Raw genomic sequence first — 23,516 nt, 5'->3', positions numbered from 1 at the left:
GGCTTCATCGAGCCAAACGCAAAACCCACCCGCGGGCGCAACGCGCTGGCGGATGTTGGCCTCCGGGATCGATTTATACCCTTAGGGTCCCGGTCGGCTGGTCAGGGCTGGGCCTGATGAATGGCCGCTGCATAAGCCGGTTGGGCAGCGGAGTCAAGAAAAGCCAGAGTTTGCTGGCCGCCCGATCCGAGCGAATGCGGGTTTCGAGCTAAACTCGTCTTAACCGGCGTCCTGTATTGCTGAAGATTGCTGGCATAGGCCTGGTCATCCGCGCGCAAGTGGAGGCGGGGGCAGCGGGGGACGCATGAGTTTGAGCGAGCGGCTGGACACAATGGCTGGAGCAGAGCCGCTGGACGCGGCCGCAGTGTCGCCGGCGCTGGCCCAGGTCACCGTGTTGGACAGTTTTGAGGCGGCGCGCGCGCCCTGGCTTAATCTGGAAGCCCGGGCGGTGCAGACGCCCTATCAGCGCTACGACTGGATGGCGGCGATGCATGCCAATGGCCTCGATCACGGGCGATTGGTAATTGCGGTGCTGGGGCCGGTCGAGGAACCCATCGCCATCCTGCCGCTGGTCATCGCCTGGCGCCGGGGCGTGCGACAGGCGCGGCTGGTGGGCAGCGATTACGGCAATAGCGACTGGCTGGTGTTCGATCCCCAGGCGGTGGGCCGCCTGAGCTTGCCGGTGCTGCAGAATTTTCTCGCCGAGATCGCCCGCCAGGCCGGTGGCATCGATATCGTGCGGTTCAGCCAGTTGCCGGCGCAATGGCATGGTGTGGCCAATCCGCTGCTGGCGTTCCGGCACCAGCCGGCGCCCAACAATCTTTATGTCGTCGAGATCGGGGCCGTCCCTCGGCCGTTCATCGATCATGGCATTACCAGCAAGCTGCGCGCCAACCTGCGGCGCGGTCGCGCGCGGCTGGAAGAGCAGTTCGGGCCGGTCAGCGTGCGGCGCATCGTCGATGCCGAGGCGCTGAGCCCGGTGCACGCGGCGTTCCTGGCGCAACGCGGTGAGCGCTTTGCCCAGATGGGCATCGAGAACCTGTTTGCGACCCCTGGCATGGTGGGCTTTTTCCGCTCGCTGTGCGAAAGCGCCATGGGACAGGATCGTCCGGCCTTCATGGCGCATGCGCTCTATGCGGGCGACGAGATCCTCGCCACCTCGTTCGGGGCGGCGGCGGGCAACCACTATAGCCAGTATATCAACTCGACCAGCGCCGGCCCGGCCAGCAAATACAGCCTGATGGGCATCCTGATGGTCGACATGCTGGACGACCTGATCGCCTCGGGCATCACCGGCTTCGACATGGGCACCGGCGATTTCGCGTACAAAGCCGACTGGAGCAAGCCGGAGACGGTGTTCGATAGTGCGGTGGCGGTGAGCGCGCTGGGCCGTGCGGCGCTGCCGGTGCTGGATTTGATGGTGGGCACCAAGCGGGCAATCAAGCAGAATCCACGGCTTTGGGCGCTGGCGCGGAGGGCGCAGAAACTGCGGTATGATTTTTTGGGTAGGCTTAAGCGCTGAGCGTTCGGCCCGAATCCCCCTCATCCGGCCCTTCGGGCCACCTTCTCCCCAATGGGGAGAAGAATAAGAAACATCGAGCCCTCAGGATTCCTCTCCCCATCGGGGAGAGGGTGGCCGAGCGAAGCGGCGGCCGGGTGAGGAGGAACCTGCCCACGCCAAAAAGAAAACGGGCGACCCGCCGGCCGCCCGCTCCACATTCATCCTGTATCTAACCCTTACATCCCGACCTTAGCCTGCGCTTCCTTGGCCTTCTGCGCCTTGTAGTAGTAATTCGCGTCCTTGCCCAACACCACCGAGCGGATCAGGCGGCGCAGGCCCTCGCTCTGGCGTAGCGGGGCGGCAAGGCCCTTGCCGATCTGCATGGCGGCAACCTTCAGACCGTCCCAGGCCGGGTTGATCCCCGGACCCTTTTGCGGAAAACCGCGGTCGCGCAGCATGGAGTTGGCGACGTAGAGGTCGTTGCGGCGGCTCACGGCCTTGGTCTTCCAGGTGATGGCGACCGAGATCGAATAGGTGTCCTTGGTGCGCACCCAGTGCGGCCACAGATAGGGCACGAACACGCCTTCGCCGGGCTTGAGATCGTTGTGCATTTCCTTGGCGACGTACTTTTCGTCGAACTTCAGGTTGCGGTGTTTGGTGATGCAGTGCTCGATCTGGTCGTCGGTGGCGATCGATTTGTCCTGATTGTCATAGACGTTGAAAATCTTGTCGCCGTGCACCTGGACGAAGAAATTGTCCTCGCTGTCGAGATGGAACGGGGTGGTCGAGCCGGGGGACGAGACGAACATGAAGCCCTGCACGTCCGAGAAGCCGGCTTCATCGAGGCTTTTGAAGCCTTGGGCGGTGGCAACCGACATCAGTGCCTCGTCGAGCAACGCCTTGTAGGTGGGGTGGATTTCGACGCGCTTGAGCACCATCCAGGCGCCGGCGGTCTCGATTTTCTGGATCACGTCTTCCGGGTCGAGATCGACCAGCGGGGTCGTGGTAGGGTCCTGGCTGACGGCGGCCTTGCCGGAATTGTATTCGATGCGGTCGCGCGGCATCTCCTTGACCAGCTCCAGAATCGCAGGGAGCGTCAGGCGCGGATCGCCGACGAGTCCATGGTTGATGCGGAACGGCAGCAGCGGAAACTTGGCTTCGAAGGCGGAGGCATCGGCGGTCAGCAGTGTGCTCACGATTTTTTCTCCCGGATGGATTTGACAAAGCGGACGAGGCGCTTGGCTTCTTCGCGCGCGTGGCGGCGAGCCATGATGAGTTTGCCCAAAGCGGGGCCGGCGGGATCGTGTGGGCGCGTGGGGATCAGCAGGTCGCCAACCGACAGGCGCTCGCGCCAGACATGGTCGATCATGGGATGGCCGGCGGCTGCAGTGGAATCGACCAGCGCTATGGCGGTGTTGGCGGCTAAACGCTTGGTCAGTTCGAGGGTCAATTGCACGCCGGGCGAAAAGCGGGCGAGTTCCTCGTCATAGGCAATCTTGAAGAAGAAGGCGCGCTCACCCTGGCGCAGCACCAGCCCGGCGGCGATGGTGGCGCCGTTCAGGGTCAGTTCGGCCACTTGGAAAGCGCCACGCGCGCCTAGATCCCTGGCAGCTGCGGTGATGAAGGCGGTGTCGCATTCGGTCTGGCCAAGGCCGGTGCCGCGTTCACCCTTCCACCCGCGTGCCTCGAGGGCGAGGAAGCGCTGCAGCGCCGGGGCGATGGCGAGCGGCGTGGCCGCGACAGTCAGGGCAATCTCGCCATCATCGGCCAGCCGATTGCGCAGCCGCCGCAGTTCCTTGAGGCGCTTGGCGCCCATGCCGGCGCGGAAATAGTCGTCCACATCCATGGTGGTGGCGTCGAAGGCAGCGCGCTGATGGGCGTTGTCGGTCAAAGCGACAAGGCCGCGCTCGGCCAATGCCGCAGAAAACGCCAAGGCGGCGGGGCCGTCCAGAACCATATCGGGCAGCACTATCAGATGTGCGCCGGCGGAAGCCGCGCCATCGATTAGGGCGCCAGCGGCCTCGATGGCGTGGTCGGCATTGAGCAGGGGGGTGGAGAGCGGCGAATAGGGCTGTAGGGCCACCAGTGCCGGAATGGGCAGCTTATAGGCCTGCCAGGCGCTGATAACCGGCAGCAGGCCGAGCATTTTCCCGCGATTGGCGGTGTCGTAGGCGACCAGTGCGTCAGCCCCCTTGCCGCCTGCGGCGAGGGTCGCGGCCGGCGTGGCGAAGCCGGGATCGAAGAACACGTTGGGTTCGATGGCGGCCGCGCACAGCGCCTCCCAGGCACCACGCGGGACGGCGGCAATGTCGAGTTTTTGGGCGGGCATAAATGTCGTGGCGCTGGCCGGCCGGTTGCGAGGCGCGGCCATGGTGAGCGTGGCGCTATCGGGCATTATTGCGCTCCGCGATAGAATTCGTAGCCGCAGCAACACAAAATTTACCAACAGAAACGCGGAAGGTGCAGTTCAAAACTGACCCTGACCAGATGTCAGCCGGCTGTGCCGTGAACCGATACCAGCGTGATTGCACTTGATTGGCCCCAGATCGGCTGCGGCGCGGTTGGCGGCCGAGTTTTGATTGCGACTTTGATGCTTATTACAATACGCGGGATTTCGCGGAGACGCCCGTCTCACCTCGTTGCCTGGTTAAGCGGGAATGAAGCGCTATTGGCCGCCCTAAGCCTCAATAATGCGTCAAGCACAGGGCCCGCATTTCCCCAAACACTGGCAATCGGGCAGCCTTTGCGCCATATAGACGCCAACAACCATTTCCCCCTCCCATGAGGCCTGACGTGAGCGGCGTGCCGTTTCTCAAGATGAACGGTTTGGGCAACGAGATCATCGTGGCCGATATGCGCGGACGCACCGACCGGGTAACGGCGGCGGCGGCGATCGCCATCAATGGTGCGTCCGACACCAAGTTCGACCAGATCATGGCGATCCACGATCCGCGCACCTCGGGCACCTTCGGCTATATCGAGATCATCAACTCCGATGGCACGCGGGCGCAGGCCTGCGGCAATGGCATGCGCTGCGTGGTGCAGGCGCTGGCAGCCGAGACCGGCCAGAAGAGCTTCGTGTTCGAGACGCTAGCGGGCATCCTGACCGGCGACGAGCATGATGATGGGCTGATCGCGGTGGATATGGGCAAGCCGCATTTCGGCTGGCAGGACATCCCACTGGCCGAAGAATTCATCGATACCACTGGGATCGAGCTGCAGATCGGGCCGATCGATGCGCCGATCCTGCATACGCCGTCGGTGGTTTCGATGGGCAATCCGCACGCCACGTTCTGGGTCAAGGACGATGTGTGGAACTATGCGCTCGACCGCTTCGGGCCGCTGCTGGAAAACCACCCGATCTTTCCGGAGCGGGCCAATATCTCCATCGCACAGGTTTTAAGCGATGATCACATCATCCTGCGCACCTGGGAACGTGGCGCCGGCCTGACCAAGGCCTGCGGTACTGCCGCCTGTGCGGCGCTGGTCAACGCCGTGCGTACCAAGCGCACCGGCCGCAAGGCCACGGTGACGCTGCCGGGTGGCGACTTGCTGATTGAGTGGCGCGAGAATGATCATGTGATCCTGACCGGTCCGGCCGAGCTGGAATTTGCCGGCGTGGTGGATCCGGTCACCGGCGTCTGGTCGCGGAACGAGGAAGCCGCCTGATGGGGATCGAAACCCTCACATTCGGCTGCCGCCTCAACGCCTATGAATCCGAAGTGATGAAGGCCGAAGCCCTCAAGGCCGGGCTGGACAATGCCATCATCATCAATACCTGCGCGGTGACGGCCGAGGCCGTGCGGCAGGCCAAGCAGGCCGTGCGCAAGGCGCGCCGCGACAATCCGGACGCCAAGATCATCGTCACCGGCTGCGCGGCGCAGACTGAGGCGCGTTCGTTCGGCGATATGGCGGAAGTCGACCTGGTCATTGGCAACAATGACAAAATGAGCGCCGCCGCCTATGCGCCGATGGTGTTCGGCACGCCGCTCAACGACAAGGTCCAGGTCAACGACATCATGAGCGTGCGGGAGACCGCCGGCCATCTGATCGAGGGCATGGACGGCCGGGCTCGCGCCTTCGTGCAGGTCCAGAACGGCTGCGATCACCGCTGCACTTTCTGCATCATCCCGTTTGGTCGTGGCCCGTCGCGCTCGGTGCCGATGGGTGTTGTCGTCGATCAGATCAAGCGGCTGGTGGACAACGGCTATGGCGAAGTGGTGCTGACCGGAGTGGATATCACCTCATATGGGGGCGATCTGCCGGGGCTGCCGAGCCTGGGCAAGCTGACCCAATCCATCCTACGCCATGTGCCCGGCCTGCCGCGCCTGCGGATTTCCTCGATCGATTCCATCGAGGCCGATGAGGCGTTGTATGACGCGGTGGCCAGCGATCGCCGGCTGATGCCGCATCTGCATCTGTCGCTGCAATCGGGCGACGACATGATCCTCAAGCGCATGAAGCGCCGGCATTCTCGGGACGATGCGCTGGCGATTGTCGCCAAGCTGCGCTCCTTGCGGCCGGACATGGTGTTCGGCGCCGATATCATCGCCGGCTTTCCCACCGAGGATGATGCGATGTTCGACAATACCTTGCGGATCGTGGAAGAGGCCGAGCTGACCTATCTGCACGTCTTCCCCTATTCTCCGCGCGAAGGCACCCCGGCGGCGCGGATGCCGCAGGTGGATAAGGGCGTGGCCAAGCGCCGGGCCGCGATGCTGCGCGCAGCGGGCGAGCGGCAGGTCGCCAAGTTGCAGGCCAGCCGCATCGGCATGGTCGAAAACGTGCTGATCGAGCGCGACGGGTTGGGCCGCACTGAACAATTCCTGCCGGTGGCCGTTGCTGGTACACAGCCGGGCGAGCTGCTGGCCGTGCGCGTGATCGGGGCCGGTGCCGATGGCCTTGTCGGCGAGTCGGTTCGTGACGCGGCCTGATGGGCGTTTGAAAGTATGGCGATGACTGAAAAGAAGCCCGGATTCTTCAAGCGGCTGTTCGGCGGCGAGACGCCTGCGCCAGAGCCAGTGCCGAATGTGCCATTGCCGATCAATCCGGAGCCGCCTGCGCCGCCGCAGCCGGTCGAGCCGACGCCGCCGGCACCCGAGCCGGAAGTTCCACAGTCAGAACCCGAAGAAGTGCCCTCGCCGGGGCCGCCCGAAACCCAGCCGGAAGCGTTCAGCGCGGTGCCGACGGTGGCAGAGGTTTCGCCGGTGCCCGAAGCGCCGCGCCTGGGCTGGTTCGCTCGGCTAAGCACCGGGCTCAAGCGATCATCGGATCAGCTCACCGGCTCGATCGCTAATGTGTTCACCAAGAAGAAGCTCGACGCGGCGACGCTGGAAGAGCTGGAAGAGGTGCTGATCCAGGCCGATCTGGGCATGGAAACAGCGACCGCGATCACCGAGACCCTGCGGCGCGACCGCTTTGACCGCGATGTCAGCGGCGAGGATGTGCGGGCGGTCTTGGCGGCCGAGGTCGAGAAGGTGCTGGGACCAGTGGCGCAGCCGCTAGTAATCGACAGTTCCAAAAAACCGTTCGTCATCCTGATGATCGGGGTCAATGGCTCGGGCAAGACCACGACGATTGGCAAGTTGAGCCAGAAATTTGCCGCCGAAGGCAAATCGGTACTGCTGGCAGCGGGCGATACGTTTCGCGCCGCGGCGATCGAGCAGCTGCAGATTTGGGGTCAGCGCACCAATACGCCGGTGGTCAGCGGTCCGGCCGGGGCCGACGCGTCGGGTCTCGCGTTCGATGCGATGACGCGCGCCAAGGACGAAGGTCGCGATGTGTTGATCATCGACACGGCCGGCCGGTTGCAGAACCGCGACGAATTGATGAGCGAGCTGGAAAAGATCATCCGCGTGATCAAGAAGGTCGATCCGACCGCGCCGCATGCCACCTTGCTGACACTGGATGCGACGACGGGGCAGAACGCGCTGCGGCAGGTGGAAATCTTCGGCCAGCGGGCCGGAGTGACGGGGCTGGTGATGACCAAGCTCGATGGCACTGCGCGGGGCGGCATCCTCGTGGCGATCGCGCGCAAGTTCGGCATGCCGGTGCATTTCATCGGCGTTGGCGAAGGCGTCGATGATCTGGAGCCGTTCCAGGCCGCTGATTTCGCCCAGGCGATCGCCGGCGCCCCAATCGCTTAGCCGCATTTGCACCATGCTTGAGCAGTATCGGCTGCTTGCGTCTCGCCGCATAGCGGACCACATTAGACGAAACCTGAAAGCATCTGAGCCATGAGCGATAACAAGGCCGAAGCCGCCGAACCCCAATTGAACTGGGACGAGATGCGTCCGCAGATCATCAAGCTGGTGCTCGAGCTAGGGCCGCTGGTGGTGTTTTTTCTAGCCAATGCCAAGGGCGAGGACATTTTGGCGGCCAATCCGACACTGAGCGGTTGGTTCGCCGGTCATGCTATCATCTTCGCCACGGCGGTGTTTATGGCGGCGATGGCGATTTCGCTGCTGGTGGCCTGGTTGGTGCTGAAAAAGGTCGCGGTCATGCCGCTGGTGACCGGTATCGTGGTGATGGTGTTTGGCGGCCTGACGCTGTGGCTGCAGGACGATACTTTTATCAAGATCAAGCCGACCATCACCAACCTGCTGTTTAGCGGCACGTTGCTGGGTGGCTTGTTGTTCAAGCAATCGCTGCTCAAATACGTGTTTGGCGATGTCTACAAGCTGCTGCCGCGCGGCTGGTTTCTGCTGACCCTGCGCTGGGGTCTGTTCTTCCTGGTGCTGGCGATTGCCAATGAAGTGGTGTGGCGCGGCGCCAATGCGTATTTCCCCAATGACACCAAGGCGGCGGGCGATGTCTGGGTATCGTTCAAGGTCTGGGGCGTGATGCCGCTGACCGTGCTGTTCTCAGTGCTGCAACTCCCGACGCTGACCAAATACGCGCCGCCGGCCGAGCCGCCGCATGTGCCCCCGATTGTGGTCGAGAGCTAGGCTGCTAAAGCCCGCCCATCTGGCAGATCAGTTTCCATTCATCGTCGCGCACCGGCGAGACGGACAGGCGCGACAGCTTGACCAAAGCGATTTCGGCGAGTGCCGGGGTTGCCTTGATGGTGGCCAGCGTCACTGGCTTGGGCAGCGGTTTGACGGCTTCCACGTCAACGCATTCCCACATCACCTTGCCGTCCTTGCCGAGTTCGGCGGTGTCATCGGGGTGGGCCAGGGCAATGACGCGGATGATGCCGACGATCTCTTTGCCGATATTGGAATGGTAGAAGAAGGCCTCGTCGCCAAGCTTCATGGCCTTCATGTTGTTGCGGGCGGCGTAGTTGCGCACGCCATGCCAGGATTCGGGTTCGCCGCGCGCCGTCTTGGCCGTCATGTCCGCAAACGAGAACACGTCCGGCTCCGATTTCATCAGCCAATAGGCCATGGTCAGACCTCGCGGCCGGTGTGATTGAATGCCACGCGCCAGGGCTTGATGTCGGGCGCGCCGAAAATGCCTTCGGCAAAGAACGGGTCCTGCATGAAGCTCGTCGTGGCCGCCTCAAGGGTGTCGGCTTCGAGCACCAGCAAGGAGCCTTCGGCGTTGCCATCGGCACCCATCAGCGCGCCGCCCATGACCAGTTTTTCGCCGAGCGCCTTGAGGTGTTCCAGATGCACTGGCCGGACAGCCAGGCGCTTCTCGGCCATTCCGGGCTTGTCCTTGACGATCATGACAAACAGCATTGGTCAGTCCTCGCGTTTGAGCGGGCGGGACATCAGCCCAGCCACGATGGTTTGAATGGTGCCGCGGCCAGTGAGCACCGCGTTGACGGCATCGATCAGGGGGACGTCGACATCGAGGCTGCGCGCCAGTTCGGCGGCCACTGGTGTAGTGCTGACGCCTTCGGCGAGCTTAGCGCCGGCGGCGATGATGGCCTCGACCGTCCGACCCTGGCCCAGAGCGATGCCGAACTGGTAATTCCGCGATTGGGTGGAGGTGCAGGTTAAGGTGAGATCGCCGAGGCCCGCGAGGCCCGTCAGCGTGCTGGCGGAGCCGCCCATGGCGACCACCATGCGGGCCATTTCGGAATAGCCCCGAGCCAGCAGCGCCGCTCGGGCCGACGCGCCCAGATTGGCGCCTTCGACGGCGCCGCAGGCCAGCGCGTAGATGTTTTTCAACGCACCAGCGATCTCGACGCCGATGCGGTCGTCGGCCGCATAGGGGCGGAAGCTGGGACCGGCCAGGGCCGCAGCCAGCGACGAGGTAGCGCTTGCATCGTCACCGGCCAGGGTCACGGCGGTGGGCCGGCCAGCGGCGACATCGGCGGCGAAGCTGGGGCCGGACAGGACGTAGGGAATGGCATCGGGCGCCATGTCCAGCACGATCTGGCTCTGGCGTTCTAGTGTGCCGGTTTCCAGCCCCTTGGCTGATACGATGACAGGCCGGCCGGCCAGGTAATTCGGATCGATTTCGCTGAGCATCATGCGGGTTGATTGTGCCGGCACGGCCAATACGACGATATCTGCAGGCTGTATGTCGATTGTTGCGCTGATCGAGGCGTGCAAGGCCTGCGCGTCCAGGAAGCGCGTATTGGTGTGGTGCTCGTTGATTTCGTCGGCCTGTGAGCCGTGACGGACAACGAGGGTTACCGAGCGGCCCGCCATCGCGGCAGCCTGTGCCAAAGCCGTGCCCCAGGCACCTCCGCCAATGACGCTGACAGTTTCAAGCGGCATGGGGCACCACCTTCATGTCCGGCAGGTCGAGCGGCCAGCGGGGTCGGGCGACAGTGTCGAGAGCGTTGGTGGCACCCAGCGCGAAGCGCTCGGCTCCGGCCCAGGCCACCATGGCGCCATTGTCGGTACAGAGGGCGATGGGCGGCACGGTCAGGGTGGCACCATGTTTCGTGCAGACTGTCTGTAATGCGGCGGCGATCGCGAGGTTGGCGGCAACGCCTCCGGCGACGACGAGATTGAGTTCTTGGCCCGCACACTCGGTGCTGAACCGCGCCAGTGCCTGGCTGGCGCGGAAGGCGACAATATCGGCTACCGTGGCCTGGAAGCTGGCGGCAATATCGGCGAGGTCCTGATTGCTCAACGGCGCCAGGGATTCGGCCTTGAGCCGCACCGCGGTCTTGAGGCCGGAGAACGAAAAGTCCAGCCGCTCCTCGCGCAGCAGCGGGCGGGGGAACTTGAAGCGGGTGGCATCGCCGGTTTTGGCAATGGCTTCGACGGCCGGACCACCGGGATGACCGAGGCTGAGGAGCTTGGCCACCTTGTCGAAGGCCTCGCCCAGCGCGTCGTCGATCGTAGTGCCCCAGCGCTCGTAATCGCCCACGCCGCGCACCAGCACGAACTGGGTGTGCCCGCCCGACACGAGCAGCATCAGATAGGGAAACTGCACGCCATTGGTCAGCCGCGCGGTCAGGGCGTGGGCTTCGAGATGGTTGATGGCGAGCAGCGGCTTGTCCAGCGCGGCGGCCAGCGCCTTGGCGGTGGTCAGCCCGACCAGCACGCCGCCGATCAGGCCGGGGCCCGCGGTGGCGGCGATGGCGTCGACCTCCTCCAGTGCAATCCCCGCCTCGCGGCAGGCCTGGGCGATTATATGATCGAGATAAGTCACGTGGGCACGGGCGGCCAGTTCGGGGACAACGCCGCCGAATGCCGCATGTTCATCCAGCTGGGATCGCACCACATTGGAGACGATGGTACCGTTGCCCGCTGCGTCGCGCATGACAATGGAGGCCGCGGTCTCGTCGCAACTGGTCTCGATGCCCAAAACAATGGTCGAAGCTTGCCCGGTCATGACGAACTGGTCTACTCCCTGACATGAGCCTGTTGCCTACTATAGGACACCAAGACATTGCAATCGCAACCGCCCTTCGCCCGGATCGGAACTCGCGGCTCGCCGCTCGCCCTGGTGCAGGCGCGGCTGGTGCGGAGCCTGTTGGCAGCGGCGCATCAGGTCGATCCCGAGCGTATTGAGATCCAGGTGATTTCCACCGGCGGCGATCGTTCGCAACAGAGCAATGCCAGCCTGACCGAAATTGGCGGCAAGGGCCTGTTCACCAAGGAAATCGACCAGGCGCTGCTCAATGGTGTGGTCGATATCGGCGTGCATTCCTCAAAGGACGTGGCGACCGTTCTGCCAGCGGGGATCATGCTGGCGGCGTTCCTCGAACGCGAGGATGTGCGCGATGCCTTCATGTCGGTGACGGCCAAGAGCATCGAAGACTTGCCGCAGGGTGCCAAATTCGGCACGTCCTCGATCCGGCGGTCAGCGCAGGTGCGGCGGTTGCGGCCGGATCTGATGATCGTCCCGTTCCGCGGCAATGTGGATACGCGGCTGCAAAAGCTGGCCGATGGTGTGGCGGATGCCACCATGCTGGCCGTGGCTGGGTTGAACCGGCTGGGCAAGGGCGACCGTATCACCGCTTTTCTCGATCCAGAGCAGTTCATGCCAGCGCCGGCGCAGGGTGCCATCGGCATTGCGGTGCGCAGTGGCGATGAGCGCTTTGCCGGTATCGTGGCGCCGCTTGATCATCACCAGACTCATCGCGGTATTACTGCCGAACGCGCCATATTGCGCGTGCTGGATGGCTCCTGCCGCACGCCGGTGGGGGTGTTATCGACCCTGGATGGCGAAACGCTGGTGCTGAAGGGCGAGATCATCAGCCTCGATGGGCAAGCCACCTTTGCCGATAGTGTGACCGGTCCCGCCGCGCAGGCCGAAGCGCTGGGGGCGGCGCTGGGACAAAAACTGCTCGATTTGGCGGGTACCGACTTCCTCGCGCAATGGGCGCAGAGTTGATGCGCATGCTGGTGACGCGGCCGGAGCCCGATGCGCAGGCCACGGTACAAAAGCTGGCGGCCCTGGCTATCGAGGCCGTGGCAGCTCCCCTGATGAGCCGGTGGACGCTGGACACCAGCCTGCCGCGGGCGGCGGGGTTTGCCGCACTGGCGCTGACCAGCACCAACGGATTGCGCGCCTTGGCCGATCGCGGCGTGGTGGCGCAATTCGCGCAATTGCCAGTGTTCGCTGTGGGCGAACGCACGGCGCTTGAGGCCCGCAGTATGGGCTTTGCCGAAGCTTTTGCGGCGGCAGGAACGCTGGCGGACCTAGTCAACCTGATGGCGCGGGCGCGTCTGACGGGGCCGGTCTTTTATCCGGCGGGCAAGCATTTGTCGGGTGATCTGGCCAAGGCGCTGGCGCCGTTTGGGGTGATGGTCGTAACGGCGCGCGTCTACGACATGGTGCCGGTCGAGGCCCTGCCCGATGTCATCGTGTCGGGACTGGCGAGTGGCGATATCGGCGGGGTGCTGCTTTATTCGCGGCGCACGGCCGAACTTTTGGTCAAGGCGTTGGACGGGCAATTGGATCGGACGCAGCGTTCGCGCATTGCCATGTTATGCCTGTCCGAAGCGGTGGCGGAGCCCTTAATGGCGGCGCATTTCAATCGCATCAGCCTAGCCGACTATCCCAGCGACGAGGCCATGATGGCACTGGCTTTGGCTGTTACGCGCGAACAAAACCGGCCATGATGCGGGCCAGCAAGATGGAGCCGTCCCATGGTTGATCCTAAACGAGACGATCCCAAGCCCACCGAGACCAAGAGCGGCCCGGTCAAGCCGCCCGTGCTGGATTTGAAGGCGCGGGAAACCAAGCCGGAGAACGAATCAGCGAAGGCCGAAGCCGCCAAGCCGGCCGAGCCAAAGGATGCGGCCCCAAAGCCGACGCCGCCCAAAACGCCGATGCCGGTCGAGCCTGAGCGCGAGTTCGCCTTTGGCGCGGCAATTGCCGGCGCCGTGCTGGGACTGGCGGCGGCCTACGGGCTGGCTCTGCTGGGTTATTGGCCGAGCGCACCAGCGCCGGTGGTGCAGGCCGATCCGCGACTGGCCCAGCTTGGCAGCGCCATTCCCGAATTGCAGACCGTGACGCAAACCACGCAGTCTGAACTTTCGGCCCTCAATGCTCGCGTGGCTGGCCTCGAAAAGGCTGGTGGTGCTACTGCGGCCAGCGCCCCGGCGGTCGATCTGGGCGGCATCCAGGCCGATATCGCGGCGCTCACGGCACGGGTCGAGGCACTTGGGGCGGCGCCAGCTAACGCGGTCGCGCCGGCGGATATCGAGGCGCTCAAGACCAGCCTGACCGGTTTCGGCACGCGACTGGACGAGCTTGGGGCGCGTATGGGCACCACAGAAGCCGGTGTGCGGACGCTGGAGACCAGCGTCACCGCCACCACGGCCGCCTTGGCCGAGCAGCCGGCCGATGTCGGCGCGGTACTGCAATTGCCGCTGGTGCTGTCCGGGTTCGAATCGGCGTTCGCCACCGGAAGGCCCTATCAAACCGAGTTGGCGGCCTTGCGCGCGGCAGTACCTACTGCCAGCATTCCCACCGATATCGCCAATGGCGCCACCACCGGCCTGACACGGCCCGACGTCATCGCCAGCAAGTTTGCTACCGTGCTGCCAGCCATGCTGGCGGGTCGTCCGGCCAATCCCGAGGCCGGCTGGCAGGATGGCGCGCTCGATTGGCTGCGCTCGGCCATTGCGCTGCGGCCGACCGGGGAATTGCCCGGCGATGATCCCGAGGCTGTGGTCTCGCGACTGGAAGCGGCGATTGCGCGGCGGGATTACCAGGCGGCGGAAACACTGATGGGTAGCTTGCCCGAGCCAATGCGGGCCGCGGCGGGTGACGTCCCTGCCTTGATCCATGCGCAGGCCGAGGCCGGCAAATTCCTAGAAGCCTTGCGGACGCAGGCGCTGAACGGGAGCGCTTCATGATCCGGCTGGCCTCTTGGATTGTCGGCAGCCTGTTCATCACCGCGCTGGCGGCTTGGCTGATCTCGCTCGATGGCACGCTGGCGCTGGAAGCGGCGGGCTATCGCATGCAGCCGCGGCTGGGCGTGGCGATTTTCCTGTTCCTGCTGGTGGCTATCGTGGTCATCGTTGTCTGGGCCGTGCTGCGGCGCATCATTTCGGCACCGCGCTCCATGGCACGGCGCAATCGTGAGCGGCGCAAGGAGCAGGGCGTCGAGGCCCTGAGCGATGCGATCATTGCGCTGCAAGCCGGCGATCCAGTGCGGGCACGCCTCTTGGCGCGCGAAGCGCAGGCGCGGCTGCCGACCAATCAGGCGGCGCGGCTACTGGAGGCTCGCGCCGATCTGGCAGTGGGCGATATGGCAGCGGCGCGCGAGCATTATCGCGCCCTGATCGCTGACGAGCGCACGGCGCTGGCGGCTCTGGCCGGACTTTACGAGCAGGCGCGCACCCAGGCCCGCCCCGAAGCTGCGTTGACCTTTGCCCGCAAGGCGCAAGCGTTGGCCCCACAGGCCGGCTGGGCGGCAACCGCAGTTTTCGAGGATTTGGTGCGGCGCGGTCAATGGGCCGAGGCGGTCGCCATGGTCAATGTCGAAGCTACTAATTCGCGTGAGCAGCGGGCCCACAAGCGCCGCCGTCAGGCGGTGATCGAGACGGCACGTGCTCGAGAGACCGAGACCAGCGCACCGCTGCCGGCCCTCGACCATGCGCTGACGGCGCTGAAGCTGCTGCCCGATTTCGTACCCGCGGCATTGATTGCGGCGCGCATCCACATCAATCGCGGCGAGACCCGCAAGGCCATGAGCCTCTTGCGGCGAATCTGGCGCGCCACTGGGCATCCTGACGTGGCGCTGCTTTATGCCCATGCCCAGCCGGGCGCTTCGGCGGTGGATCGGCTCAAGCGCATGGGCGAGTTGGTCGAAATGCCGCCGCCGCATCGGGCTGCCGCGCTGGTGCTGGCCCGCTCCGCCATCGATGCCTATGACTGGAGCAGGGCGCGAGACGCGCTGGCGCCGTTTGTCGGCACGGACGCCACGCAGGGCATTGCCAGCCTGATGGCCGAAATCGAGGAAGGCCAATCGGGCGACCAGGGCAAGGCGCGCGAATGGCTGGCCCGCGCCGTGCGGGCGCCGCGCGATCCGGCCTGGACCGCCGATGGCCTGACCAGCGACGAATGGGAGCCGATCTCCCCGATTACCGGGCGGCTCGATGCGTTCGAGTGGAAGGTGCCGGTGGTTGCGAGCGTGCGTCCGGCCACCGCTGAGGCGGCTTTGCCGATGGTGCAACAGCATCCTGCGGTGTTGCCTCTTGCACAGGCCGGAAACCCTCAGTAAAAGACGCCCATCGATCGGCCCACCGATCAAGCCGCTTTAGCTCAGTTGGTAGAGCACATCATTCGTAATGATGGGGTCAGGTGTTCGAGTCACCTAAGCGGCACCACTTCTCCCGGTTGGGCGATTGCCTCCACAATCCCGATAGTGACCGCCGATGAGCGATGCCGAGCCCAAACCCACCAAGCTGATCGTTCTGCTGGCCTTCGATCGCTCGGAGGATGGCGAACTGTTGCCGGCGTTCGAGCCGCGCGAGATGCGCGACGAGGGCACGGCGATCCGCACCGCCAGGGAAATGGCGCGGCGTCATGTCGGGGTGATCGCCTGGTCGCGCTCGGCCGATCTGCTGCTCGGCGAGTTCGGGCCGCCGGTGGTGCTCTATCAAGAAGGTGATGTGCCCGATCTGGACTGAGCGTCAGCCGGTTGGTACGAGACGTACAAATCGGCGTTCATTCGATCGTCTGGAACGATTGTGCTCCGATCTGCTTGCCGCCCGGCAAGATCGAGTGCACTGATTGGCGTGTTGAGGCGAATGCGTCGCGCCAAAACCCCATTTCAGCGACAGGCCAAGAGCGACCAAGCGTGAGCGCAGACTTTCAGCACGATATCGATGCCGTTAAAGGCATTGAAGCCGTTCCCACCATCCTCGAAGTCGTGTGCCGTACGACCGGCATGGGCTTTGCTGCGGTCGCGCGCGTGACCGAGGATCGCTGGATCGCCTGCCAGGTGCTCGACAATATCGATTTTGGCCTCAAGTCTGGCGGCGAATTGCGGGTCGAGACGACGATCTGCCACGAAATCCGCCAGACCGGGGACGCGGTGGTCATCGACCATGTCGACAACGACCCCGCCTTCCGCAACCACCATACGCCGCTGCAATATGGCTTTCAGAGCTATATCTCGATGCCGATCACGCTGCCCGGTGGGCGCTTCTTCGGCACGCTCTGCGCCATCGATCCGCGCCCGGCGCGGCTGCAGACGCCTGAGGTGATCGGCATGTTCAAGCTGTTCGCCGAGCTGATCGGCTATCATCTGGAGGCGGCCGAAAAGCTCAATTCCAGCGAGGCCCATTTGCTGACCGAGCGGCAGACGTCCGAATTGCGCGAGCAGTTCATCGCCGTTTTGGGGCATGACCTGCGCAATCCGCTGGCCTCGATCCAGGCCGGCACCAATCTTTTGCTGAAGCGGCCGCTCGACGACAAGGCGATCACTATAGTCAAGCTGATGCAGAGCAGCGTGTCGCGCATGGGCGAACTGATCGAGAATGTGCTGGATTTCGCCCGTGGCCGCCTGGGCAATGGGCTGGCGCTGCGCGACGAGTCAGCCGAGATCGAGCCTTTGCTGAGCCAGGTGATTGCCGAACTGCGCGCCAGTTGGCCCGACCGCGCCATCCAGACCGAATTTGCGCTGGACCGCCAGGTGGTCTGCGACCGGGTGCGGATCGCCCAATTGTTCTCCAACCTTTTGGGCAATGCACTGACCCATGGGGCGCCCGACCAGGCGGTGCGGGTCGGCGCCAGCACGCGCAATGGAGCGTTCGAGCTATGGGTCGCCAATGCGGGCGAACCGATCGATCCCGCGACGCTGGGCCGATTGTTCCAGCCGTTTTATCGCGGCCATGTCCAGGCCAGCCAGCAGGGATTGGGGCTGGGCCTCTACATCGCCTCGCAGATCGCCGCGGCCCACGGGGGCACGCTCGAAGTCACCTCGTCGGACGCGGAAACACGCTTCACTTTCGTCATGCCGCTGAACTAGGCGGCGCCCATCTCGATCATCCGCAGGCGATGGGCCATGCGGGCGGTGGGGGCGATCGCCTGCACCGGTTTGCCCAGGCCATCGAACAGCTTGGCGCGCTCTTCGGGGGTCGACATGAAGAACGGGAAGCGGTCGGCGACGCGATCGCGGATCACCGGCACATCTGCGGCATAGAGGCAGACCGGGAATCTCAGTTCGCCCCAATTGCGCTCGTCGCCCAGTTGCTGGGAGCCGAAGACGCGGCGGTAAAATGCCGAATGCTCCGAGCGTACTGAGGAAATGCAGTAGCGCACGGCGAAATGCTCACAGGCCATGGCGACGATGCGCAGCGTCAGGTAGGGCAGGGCGGGAATGTCCAGCGAGGCATCGTGGTCGGCGGTGAAGCGGCTGGGGTCGATATAGCTGTCGCCGCGCTCCAGCACGGGCTCGAGGATTTCGGGCCAGATGGTGCGGCTGGGCGAGGTCGGATTGTCGGGCGTCACCACGTGAAAACGGATCGAGCTGACCAGGACGTCGTCGATATAGACGCCGAAGCTGTAGCAGTTGGCCGCGTCGTCATAATCGTCCCGGGTCATCTCCTGGGAATTGACGGGCACGAAGTCTTCGCGCCGATAAGCGGCGTAGCGCAAGGCATAGACAGGGTCGAACTGTTCGTCGACCGAGACCCGCCGGTATTGCACGCGATCGAGCAGATCAATCAGTGTAACGGCAAAGCGCGACGCTGCGCTGCCGGTTGAATCGGTTGCCGCACTCATGCCCAATCCCCAAACGACTGGGGTTATGTTAATCTTTTGTTAGCCATAGCAAACACGAGAAATAATGGCTGCGTTCGACCGAAAGCCCAAGCGACCTCCATTTCGCCAGTTCGTACAAATGCTTAACGGGGGTTAACCATGCTTGCGGATTAGCGCGGCCTGGGCGGGGTTGGCGTTCAGACGACTGATCAGCTCGGCAATATCGCGGGGCGGCAGCGGCCGGCTGAAGAAATAGCCCTGCACCTGCTCAATGCGGGTCTTGGCCAGCATGGCATTGAGCTGCTCTTCGGTTTCCACCCCTTCGGCGGTTACCGTCAAGCCCAGATCGCGGCCCAGCCGGGCCACATTGGCCAGGAGCTTGAGCGAGCGCTGGTCGGTGGCGATATCGACCACGAAGCTGCGGTCGATCTTGAGCTTGGTGAAGGGCAGCGCGCTCAGATAGCTCAGCGACGAATAGCCGGTGCCGAAATCATCCAGCGCAATGGAAATGCCTTGCGCCGCCAGGGCATTGAGCACTTTGAGCGCGATATCGCGCTCCTCGATGAGCACGGTTTCGGTGACTTCCACCTCCAGCCGGGCGGGCGGCAGGCCGGACAGCTCCAGCGCCCGCGCCACCATGGCGCCGATATCGCCGCCGCGGAAATCGTGCGCCGATATGTTGACGGCAACGCCGATATCGCCCGGCCAGCTCTGGCACTGCAGGGTCGCCGCCTGCAGCACCCAGGCGGTGATTTCGGAGATCAGGCCCATTTCCTCGGCAAGGGGAATGAAGGTGGAGGGCGGAATACTGCCCAGTTCGGGATGATCCCAACGCGCCAGCGCCTCGCAGGCCACCACCTTGCGCGAGGCGATATCCAGTTGCGGCTGGAACGCCAGCATCAGGCCGCCGGTGCGCACGGCGGTGCGCAGGTCGGTCTTAAGCCGCTGGCGGTAATGATAGTCGATATCCATCTGGGCATGGAAAATCTGGCTGCGGCCCTTGCCGTCACCCTTGGCCATATAGAGCGCCAGGTCGGCCTTGGTCATCAGCGCATCGAGGTGGTCGTCGAGCGAGGTGCTGGTGACCAGCCCGACGCTGATATTGGTCGATAGCGCCATGCCGTCGATGGCGAAGGGCGTGGCGAAGGCGGCGATAATGGCCGCGACTTCGGCGTCGGCCTCGGCGGGGTCGCCGATCGTGCCGCGATAGATGATGAACTCGTCGCCGCCCAGCCGCGCCAGCACAGCCTCGGGGCCCACCGAGCCGCGCAGGCGCTGCGCCACTTCGGTCAGCAACCGGTCGCCCACGATATGGCCCAGCGTGTCGTTGACGTGCTTGAAGTCGTCGATATCCAGGATCATCAGCGCCACGGGGCGGGCCGGCTCGCCATTGCGCTCGCGGGTGGCCAGGTCTTCGGTCACGATCTCGCTGAAATAGGTGCGGTTGGGGAGGCTCGTCAACGCATCGTGGCGGGCCATGAAGCTGATGCGTTCCTCGGCGGCGACGCGGTCGCTGATATCCTCGAACAGCAGCACGCTGCGCTCCTGGCGCGAGCTGACGGTGACTTCGTAATAACGGCCATGCGGCAGGCAGAGCAGCACCTTGCCCGAGGCACGCCGGCTCACGATATCAAGCAACCGGTCGACGGCGGTGCGCGGCAGGCGGCCGTTTTCGCCCAGCTTTTCAAGCACGCTTTGAAATGACTGCCCGACCAAATTGGTCATGTTGATCAGCGAGAAGGTGCGCACCGCATGCTCGTTGGCCACGGTGACGACGCCGCTTTCATCAAGCATGCACAGGCCATGCTGCATGGTGGACATGGCCATATCGAGCTCGGCGGCCAGGCGCGAGGCCTCGACCCGTCCATGCACGGCGCTCAGCAGGATGGTGCGGATATCGCCGGCCAGCCGGCGGAAGCTGGACAGCATGACGACCAGCAGCACGGCGAGGATGGCGTGATAGGCGTCGCCATGCAGGAACAGCCCGATCGCCAGCGGCACGATGACCAGCAGGAGTTGGGTGGCAACCAAGCGATCGAGGCCGAAATTGCGGGCGATCAGCCCAACCATGACGGCAATGGACAGCGAGGCGCTGACCAGTTCGGCATAGGGATCGCTGGTCCATGCCATGGTGACGAGGCACCACACCCCATAGGTGAGCGCAACTGCCGAGCCGCCGATCATAGCGCGCAATTCCCAGCGCTCGGCCGCATCGGCATCGTCGCTATCGATATTGGCGCGCCAGAAGGCCTGCATGTTGAAATAGCGCGCCGCGCCAAAGATCAAAAACGCGCAGGTGACCAGCGCGAGGGGGATCGAATGGGCCTTGTAGGCGGTCAGGCCCGCCGCTGATGCGGAAGCGAAGGCGCCAGCCAACAACGCCCGCCTATCTCCATAGACGGAGCGGACTATCGACACGTAGTCGAGGGTCGGCATTGATTTGCGGGCCGAATTGAGCACGCGGGCTTCCTTATTGTGACCTCCCATGAGCCATGCACGGCGTTAAGATGGTCTTGCCACAATGAAGCAGCCACTCAAGAAGGTGCGGGATAGTCGCCCGAAAGGTGAATGCCACTTTAATGAAAACTCTCGTGTTCACCGCGTAAGGGATTGTCCGAATGCAGAACGGCACGGGTTTGCGCCCGTGCCGCATCGTTACAGGCAAGTTTATCGCCTAGTTAACGGCGCCGCGCCGTTCGACCAGCTCAAAACTATCCGCCTTGGTGCTATCAACCTTGAGGGCCAGTTGCTGGCGGTCGAGTTCGGCCAGCCAGGCGGTCCAGGAGCACGGGCTCATGCCGTCATCCTGGCTGGCCGGATCGTTCTTGGCAGCATTGGCCCGCTGGAAACTCAGGCGCAGTTGCGCCCGCACTTCGCCGAAGCTGTTGCGAACCCGGGCGATGGCAGGAATACCGCGTCGGTCCGTGACCCAGTTCTGGATATCGCGGTGGCGCGTAAGGGTATGTACGTCAGTCATCATGGCCTCCTCTCCATAGACACATTGGAACAAAATGCCCGCACCCCTCCTCAGGTTCCGGTCGTTGGCTGATTTTCCAGCGCGGTGACCAGGCGGTATTTCGTCAGTTCCTCAGGCGTAAAGTAGTAGAGCCGATCCGGTGGCGTTTCGAGGGCATGTACCCAAACGGACGGATCAACACCCACTATATCCAGAAAGCGGGTGATTCGGGCAGTTGTGGTTTGTGCGTCCGCCATGGCGGCGCCGGCAACACGCAAGGCTGCCTGCGGATCGTCCGAAAGCTGGGCAGCATAGATCTGGTGCACGCCGATCGCCGACTGCGGCGTGGCGAGGCGCCCCTTGCCGGCGGCGAACACCAATGGGCAGGACGAGGCACAGAGCGCGCCGGCCGCCACAGAGGTGGCAAACCCCTTGTCGTGGATCAATGTAGCGATGGTCAGCGCGTCCTCGACCGAACCGCCCGGGGAATCGAGTGCGATGGTTTTGACATATTCGCCGCGCGCCGCGATCTCGGTGGCAAACCGCTCGGCGGAGCCGATATCGATGGTGCCGGTCAGGGTCAGCACGCCTCCGGGCTCCAGCGCGATAACCACGGGATCGTCGAGCAGGTCGGGGCTGGTGGTAATGGGCGGCATGGGGCCCTGGGCCGGGCCGGTCGGGTCGGTCGCGGGGGGCAGGATGGGCCGTGTGGGCACGGCCAGAGCTGAGCCTTCGCCGGCGCTCAATTCGCGATAATCGACATACAGCACCGACACAGTGCCCAGGAGCAGGCCGAAAAACGCCACCCGCATGATGGCGCCGTCCTCGAAGCCGGCGAGGAAGGCGATCAGCCGCCGGTAGAACGGGCCGTCCTTTGTGTCGGCACGCGCATTGGCGTCGGTTTTCATGGCCTGGCCGGGCCCTCATTGCGCTTGCGCTGGGCGGTATCGATGGGGGTGACGGTGGCATCGTCGGGTGGTGCCTGTGCTGCAGGGGCCAGCGGCTCGTCCGGAACCGGCTCGGCCTCGGGAGTTACGGGCATGGGGATTGGTTCGGAGAGAACACCGGTCTCCTGCATGCGTCGATACAGCGCCATGGCCCGCAGCATTTCAGCGGCCGTGATATTTTCGGCCTCCTCCAGGCTGTCGGCATCGCGGCGCAGGGCGTCGTTGACGATCATCAGCACCAGGACCAGCACAACCGGCAGCATGTCGATGGAGATGGCGCCAGCCCAGCTCGGGATGAAATCGCTCCAGTAGCGGATCACCGCCTCGGCGCTGGACAGGGGCACGAAGCGGCGTTGCTCGATCAGGGGCGTGGCGAGGATTTCGTCGGCGGCGGCGGTCAGTTGCGCCGATTGGGCGGCGACGGAGGTGCGCACGGTTTCCATCACCCGATCCTGCCGGCTGGCGAGATCGGCCGAAGCACCATCGGCGACCGGGGCGATGAAGCCGGCACTGAGATCGGCGGAGGCCCGCTTGACCGAGGCGGCGACGCCGGTCTGTTGCAGGGCGGCGATGACGGCGGTGAGCTGGACGGCTTCGGCCTGGAACTGGTCGCTTCGCGGCTCGATGGCGCCGGGGGTGGAGACCAGTTCGCGCATGGTGGCGAGGCGCGCCGAGCCCTGTTCGAACTGCCCGGCCACCTCCTCGCGGCTACCCGTAATGGTGGCGGCGAGCTGGGTCATTTGCGAGCCCATCTGGCTCAGCAATTGCACCACGCTGCCTGAGCCGGTGGTGCCGGTCAGCGCGCCCGATTCACGCTCGGAGGCGGCCAGGGTCTCGAAGCGCTCGGCGGCGCGCTGCACGTCTGGCAGCAGGCTCTGCGCAGCGAGCGCATTGGCATGGGCGTCGTCGAGGTCTTCGGCATAGCCCTGCAGGGTCACCGCCATATGTTGCTCAAGCGCGGCAGAGCCGGCCAGGGCCGCGGCGTTGAGCCAGGAGCTCATGGCCATGATCATGATGCAGCCGATCGCCATGGTGACGAAGAGGCCGATGCGCTGCACCCCAGAGGTCACCAGCGGCACGAAGCGGAGCATGAAGCTCCAGAACGCGTAGATGGCGACCGAGACGGCGGCCGAATAGATGATGGCGGCGAAGAACACGAAGGTGGCCGAGCCATCAAGGATGCCGCGCACGCCCAGATAGGTATAAACGCCCGACGCCAGGGCCAGCACGGCCAGGGCAAAGCGCGTCATCGTCTCGACGCCCTTGAGGGTTTCGTTGAGGCGATAGGCGTTGTTCTTGAGTTGCATGGACGACGGGCCCCTCGCCCGGAGCGGGCTTACCGCAGGTTAGCACGACGATCCCGGCAAGAAATGGGCAAGTGGACGCGCCGCTGGGGGTGGACCGGGCGGGTTCCTTGCCATTCGAGCGTAGCTCTCATGGCCTTCTCTCCTCAAATCGATCCACTGGATCGATTTGCCCGCAGAGCGGGACGGCTCGAAGACTGCGGCATGCGGCGAGACTTGCCTCATGGTTTTGT

At 64.4% G+C, this 23,516-nt stretch carries 22 protein-coding genes and 1 tRNA gene; 12 read left to right on the top strand and 11 right to left on the bottom strand.

Annotated elements, in window-relative coordinates; translation table 11 throughout:
• Positions 1 to 331: 331 nt before the first annotated feature.
• Positions 332 to 1,522, top strand: a complete 1,191-nt coding sequence (locus tag JWP26_RS09180; protein ID WP_299726133.1) for a GNAT family N-acetyltransferase — start codon at positions 332 to 334, stop codon at positions 1,520 to 1,522.
• A 215-nt stretch (positions 1,523 to 1,737) separates the two neighbouring features.
• Here the strand turns inward: JWP26_RS09180 and JWP26_RS09175 are convergent, their stop codons facing one another.
• Together JWP26_RS09175 and JWP26_RS09170 are read right to left on the bottom strand one after the other, a co-directional pair.
• Entirely contained in the window at positions 1,738 to 2,697 is a 960-nt protein-coding gene (locus JWP26_RS09175; protein WP_299726130.1) for a cupin-like domain-containing protein, read from the bottom strand.
• Entirely contained in the window at positions 2,694 to 3,896 is a 1,203-nt protein-coding gene (locus tag JWP26_RS09170) for a GNAT family N-acetyltransferase (protein ID WP_299726127.1), read from the bottom strand. Before JWP26_RS09170 ends, JWP26_RS09175 begins: the two co-directional genes overlap by 4 nt.
• Positions 3,897 to 4,282: 386 nt before the next feature.
• Here JWP26_RS09170 and dapF point away from each other — a divergent pair, with 386 nt between their 5' ends.
• The 4 genes from dapF (at position 4,283) to JWP26_RS09150 (ending at position 8,448) form a co-directional block, all read left to right on the top strand.
• Complete coding sequence (gene dapF, locus JWP26_RS09165) at positions 4,283 to 5,170, top strand: diaminopimelate epimerase (RefSeq protein WP_299726124.1); 888 nt, start codon at positions 4,283 to 4,285, stop codon at positions 5,168 to 5,170.
• The gene (gene mtaB / locus JWP26_RS09160) at positions 5,170 to 6,435 is read left to right on the top strand and encodes a tRNA (N(6)-L-threonylcarbamoyladenosine(37)-C(2))-methylthiotransferase MtaB (protein ID WP_299726121.1); all 1,266 of its coding nucleotides are present in this window, start codon (positions 5,170 to 5,172) and stop codon (positions 6,433 to 6,435) included. Before dapF ends, mtaB begins: the two co-directional genes overlap by 1 nt.
• A gap of 21 nt (positions 6,436 to 6,456) precedes the next feature.
• Positions 6,457 to 7,647 (top strand): signal recognition particle-docking protein FtsY, encoded by a 1,191-nt coding sequence (gene ftsY / locus JWP26_RS09155; protein WP_299726118.1) that lies wholly within the window; start codon positions 6,457 to 6,459, stop codon positions 7,645 to 7,647.
• Between the two features lie 90 nt (positions 7,648 to 7,737).
• Entirely contained in the window at positions 7,738 to 8,448 is a 711-nt protein-coding gene (locus JWP26_RS09150; protein WP_299726115.1) for a septation protein A, read from the top strand.
• A gap of 4 nt (positions 8,449 to 8,452) precedes the next feature.
• Here JWP26_RS09150 and JWP26_RS09145 read toward each other — a convergent pair whose 3' ends face one another.
• Genes JWP26_RS09145 through tsaD form a run of 4 tightly spaced genes read right to left on the bottom strand, consistent with a single transcriptional unit; the run spans position 8,453 to position 11,242 of the window.
• A complete protein-coding gene (locus JWP26_RS09145; RefSeq protein ID WP_299726113.1) occupies positions 8,453 to 8,887 on the bottom strand; it encodes an EVE domain-containing protein in 435 nt (144 codons plus the stop codon).
• Between the two features lie 2 nt (positions 8,888 to 8,889).
• Positions 8,890 to 9,183, bottom strand: a complete 294-nt coding sequence (locus JWP26_RS09140; protein WP_299726110.1) for a YciI family protein — start codon at positions 9,181 to 9,183, stop codon at positions 8,890 to 8,892.
• 3 nt (positions 9,184 to 9,186) lie between these two features.
• Positions 9,187 to 10,173, bottom strand: a complete 987-nt coding sequence (locus JWP26_RS09135; RefSeq protein ID WP_299726107.1) for an NAD(P)H-dependent glycerol-3-phosphate dehydrogenase — start codon at positions 10,171 to 10,173, stop codon at positions 9,187 to 9,189.
• Complete coding sequence (gene tsaD / locus JWP26_RS09130) at positions 10,163 to 11,242, bottom strand: tRNA (adenosine(37)-N6)-threonylcarbamoyltransferase complex transferase subunit TsaD (RefSeq protein ID WP_299726104.1); 1,080 nt, start codon at positions 11,240 to 11,242, stop codon at positions 10,163 to 10,165. Before tsaD ends, JWP26_RS09135 begins: the two co-directional genes overlap by 11 nt.
• 57 nt (positions 11,243 to 11,299) lie before the next feature.
• Here tsaD and hemC point away from each other — a divergent pair, with 57 nt between their 5' ends.
• From hemC to JWP26_RS09095, 7 genes are all read left to right on the top strand, one after another.
• Positions 11,300 to 12,247: a hydroxymethylbilane synthase gene (gene hemC, locus JWP26_RS09125; protein WP_299726101.1), complete on the top strand. Its 948-nt coding sequence runs from the start codon at positions 11,300 to 11,302 to the stop codon at positions 12,245 to 12,247.
• A complete protein-coding gene (locus JWP26_RS09120) occupies positions 12,232 to 12,978 on the top strand; it encodes a uroporphyrinogen-III synthase (RefSeq protein WP_299726098.1) in 747 nt (248 codons plus the stop codon). Before hemC ends, JWP26_RS09120 begins: the two co-directional genes overlap by 16 nt.
• Before the next feature lie 27 nt (positions 12,979 to 13,005).
• On the top strand, positions 13,006 to 14,220 hold the full coding sequence (locus JWP26_RS09115) for a hypothetical protein (RefSeq protein ID WP_299726096.1): 1,215 nt from the start codon (positions 13,006 to 13,008) through the stop codon (positions 14,218 to 14,220).
• On the top strand, positions 14,217 to 15,590 hold the full coding sequence (locus tag JWP26_RS09110) for a heme biosynthesis HemY N-terminal domain-containing protein (RefSeq protein ID WP_299726093.1): 1,374 nt from the start codon (positions 14,217 to 14,219) through the stop codon (positions 15,588 to 15,590). Before JWP26_RS09115 ends, JWP26_RS09110 begins: the two co-directional genes overlap by 4 nt.
• A gap of 30 nt (positions 15,591 to 15,620) precedes the next feature.
• Positions 15,621 to 15,696, top strand: a tRNA-Thr gene (locus tag JWP26_RS09105).
• A 48-nt stretch (positions 15,697 to 15,744) separates the two neighbouring features.
• A complete protein-coding gene (locus JWP26_RS09100; protein WP_299726090.1) occupies positions 15,745 to 15,999 on the top strand; it encodes a hypothetical protein in 255 nt (84 codons plus the stop codon).
• Between the two features lie 170 nt (positions 16,000 to 16,169).
• The gene (locus tag JWP26_RS09095) at positions 16,170 to 17,342 is read left to right on the top strand and encodes a GAF domain-containing sensor histidine kinase (RefSeq protein ID WP_299726087.1); all 1,173 of its coding nucleotides are present in this window, start codon (positions 16,170 to 16,172) and stop codon (positions 17,340 to 17,342) included.
• On the opposite strand, the gene JWP26_RS09090 is transcribed toward JWP26_RS09095, so the two are convergent.
• The 5 genes from JWP26_RS09090 to JWP26_RS09070 form a co-directional block, all read right to left on the bottom strand.
• Positions 17,339 to 18,097, bottom strand: a complete 759-nt coding sequence (locus JWP26_RS09090; protein WP_299726084.1) for an acyl-homoserine-lactone synthase — start codon at positions 18,095 to 18,097, stop codon at positions 17,339 to 17,341. The genes JWP26_RS09095 and JWP26_RS09090 overlap by 4 nt on opposite strands.
• A gap of 132 nt (positions 18,098 to 18,229) precedes the next feature.
• Positions 18,230 to 20,536 (bottom strand): EAL domain-containing protein, encoded by a 2,307-nt coding sequence (locus JWP26_RS09085; RefSeq protein WP_299726081.1) that lies wholly within the window; start codon positions 20,534 to 20,536, stop codon positions 18,230 to 18,232.
• 214 nt (positions 20,537 to 20,750) lie between these two features.
• Entirely contained in the window at positions 20,751 to 21,053 is a 303-nt protein-coding gene (locus tag JWP26_RS09080) for a hypothetical protein (protein ID WP_299726078.1), read from the bottom strand.
• Positions 21,054 to 21,103: 50 nt separating this feature from the next.
• Positions 21,104 to 21,940 (bottom strand): ATP-dependent Clp protease proteolytic subunit, encoded by an 837-nt coding sequence (locus JWP26_RS09075; RefSeq protein WP_299726075.1) that lies wholly within the window; start codon positions 21,938 to 21,940, stop codon positions 21,104 to 21,106.
• On the bottom strand, positions 21,937 to 23,286 hold the full coding sequence (locus tag JWP26_RS09070; RefSeq protein WP_299726072.1) for a hypothetical protein: 1,350 nt from the start codon (positions 23,284 to 23,286) through the stop codon (positions 21,937 to 21,939). The genes JWP26_RS09075 and JWP26_RS09070 overlap by 4 nt, the downstream gene beginning before the upstream one ends.
• Positions 23,287 to 23,516: the final 230 nt, after the last annotated feature.

Origin of the sequence: Devosia sp., assembly GCF_028290435.1 — a bacterium.
In the GTDB taxonomy this organism is placed as follows: domain Bacteria; phylum Pseudomonadota; class Alphaproteobacteria; order Rhizobiales; family Devosiaceae; genus Devosia.
The sequence above is the reverse complement of the archived record's forward strand: the minus strand, read 5'-3'. Positions and strand labels throughout refer to the sequence as shown.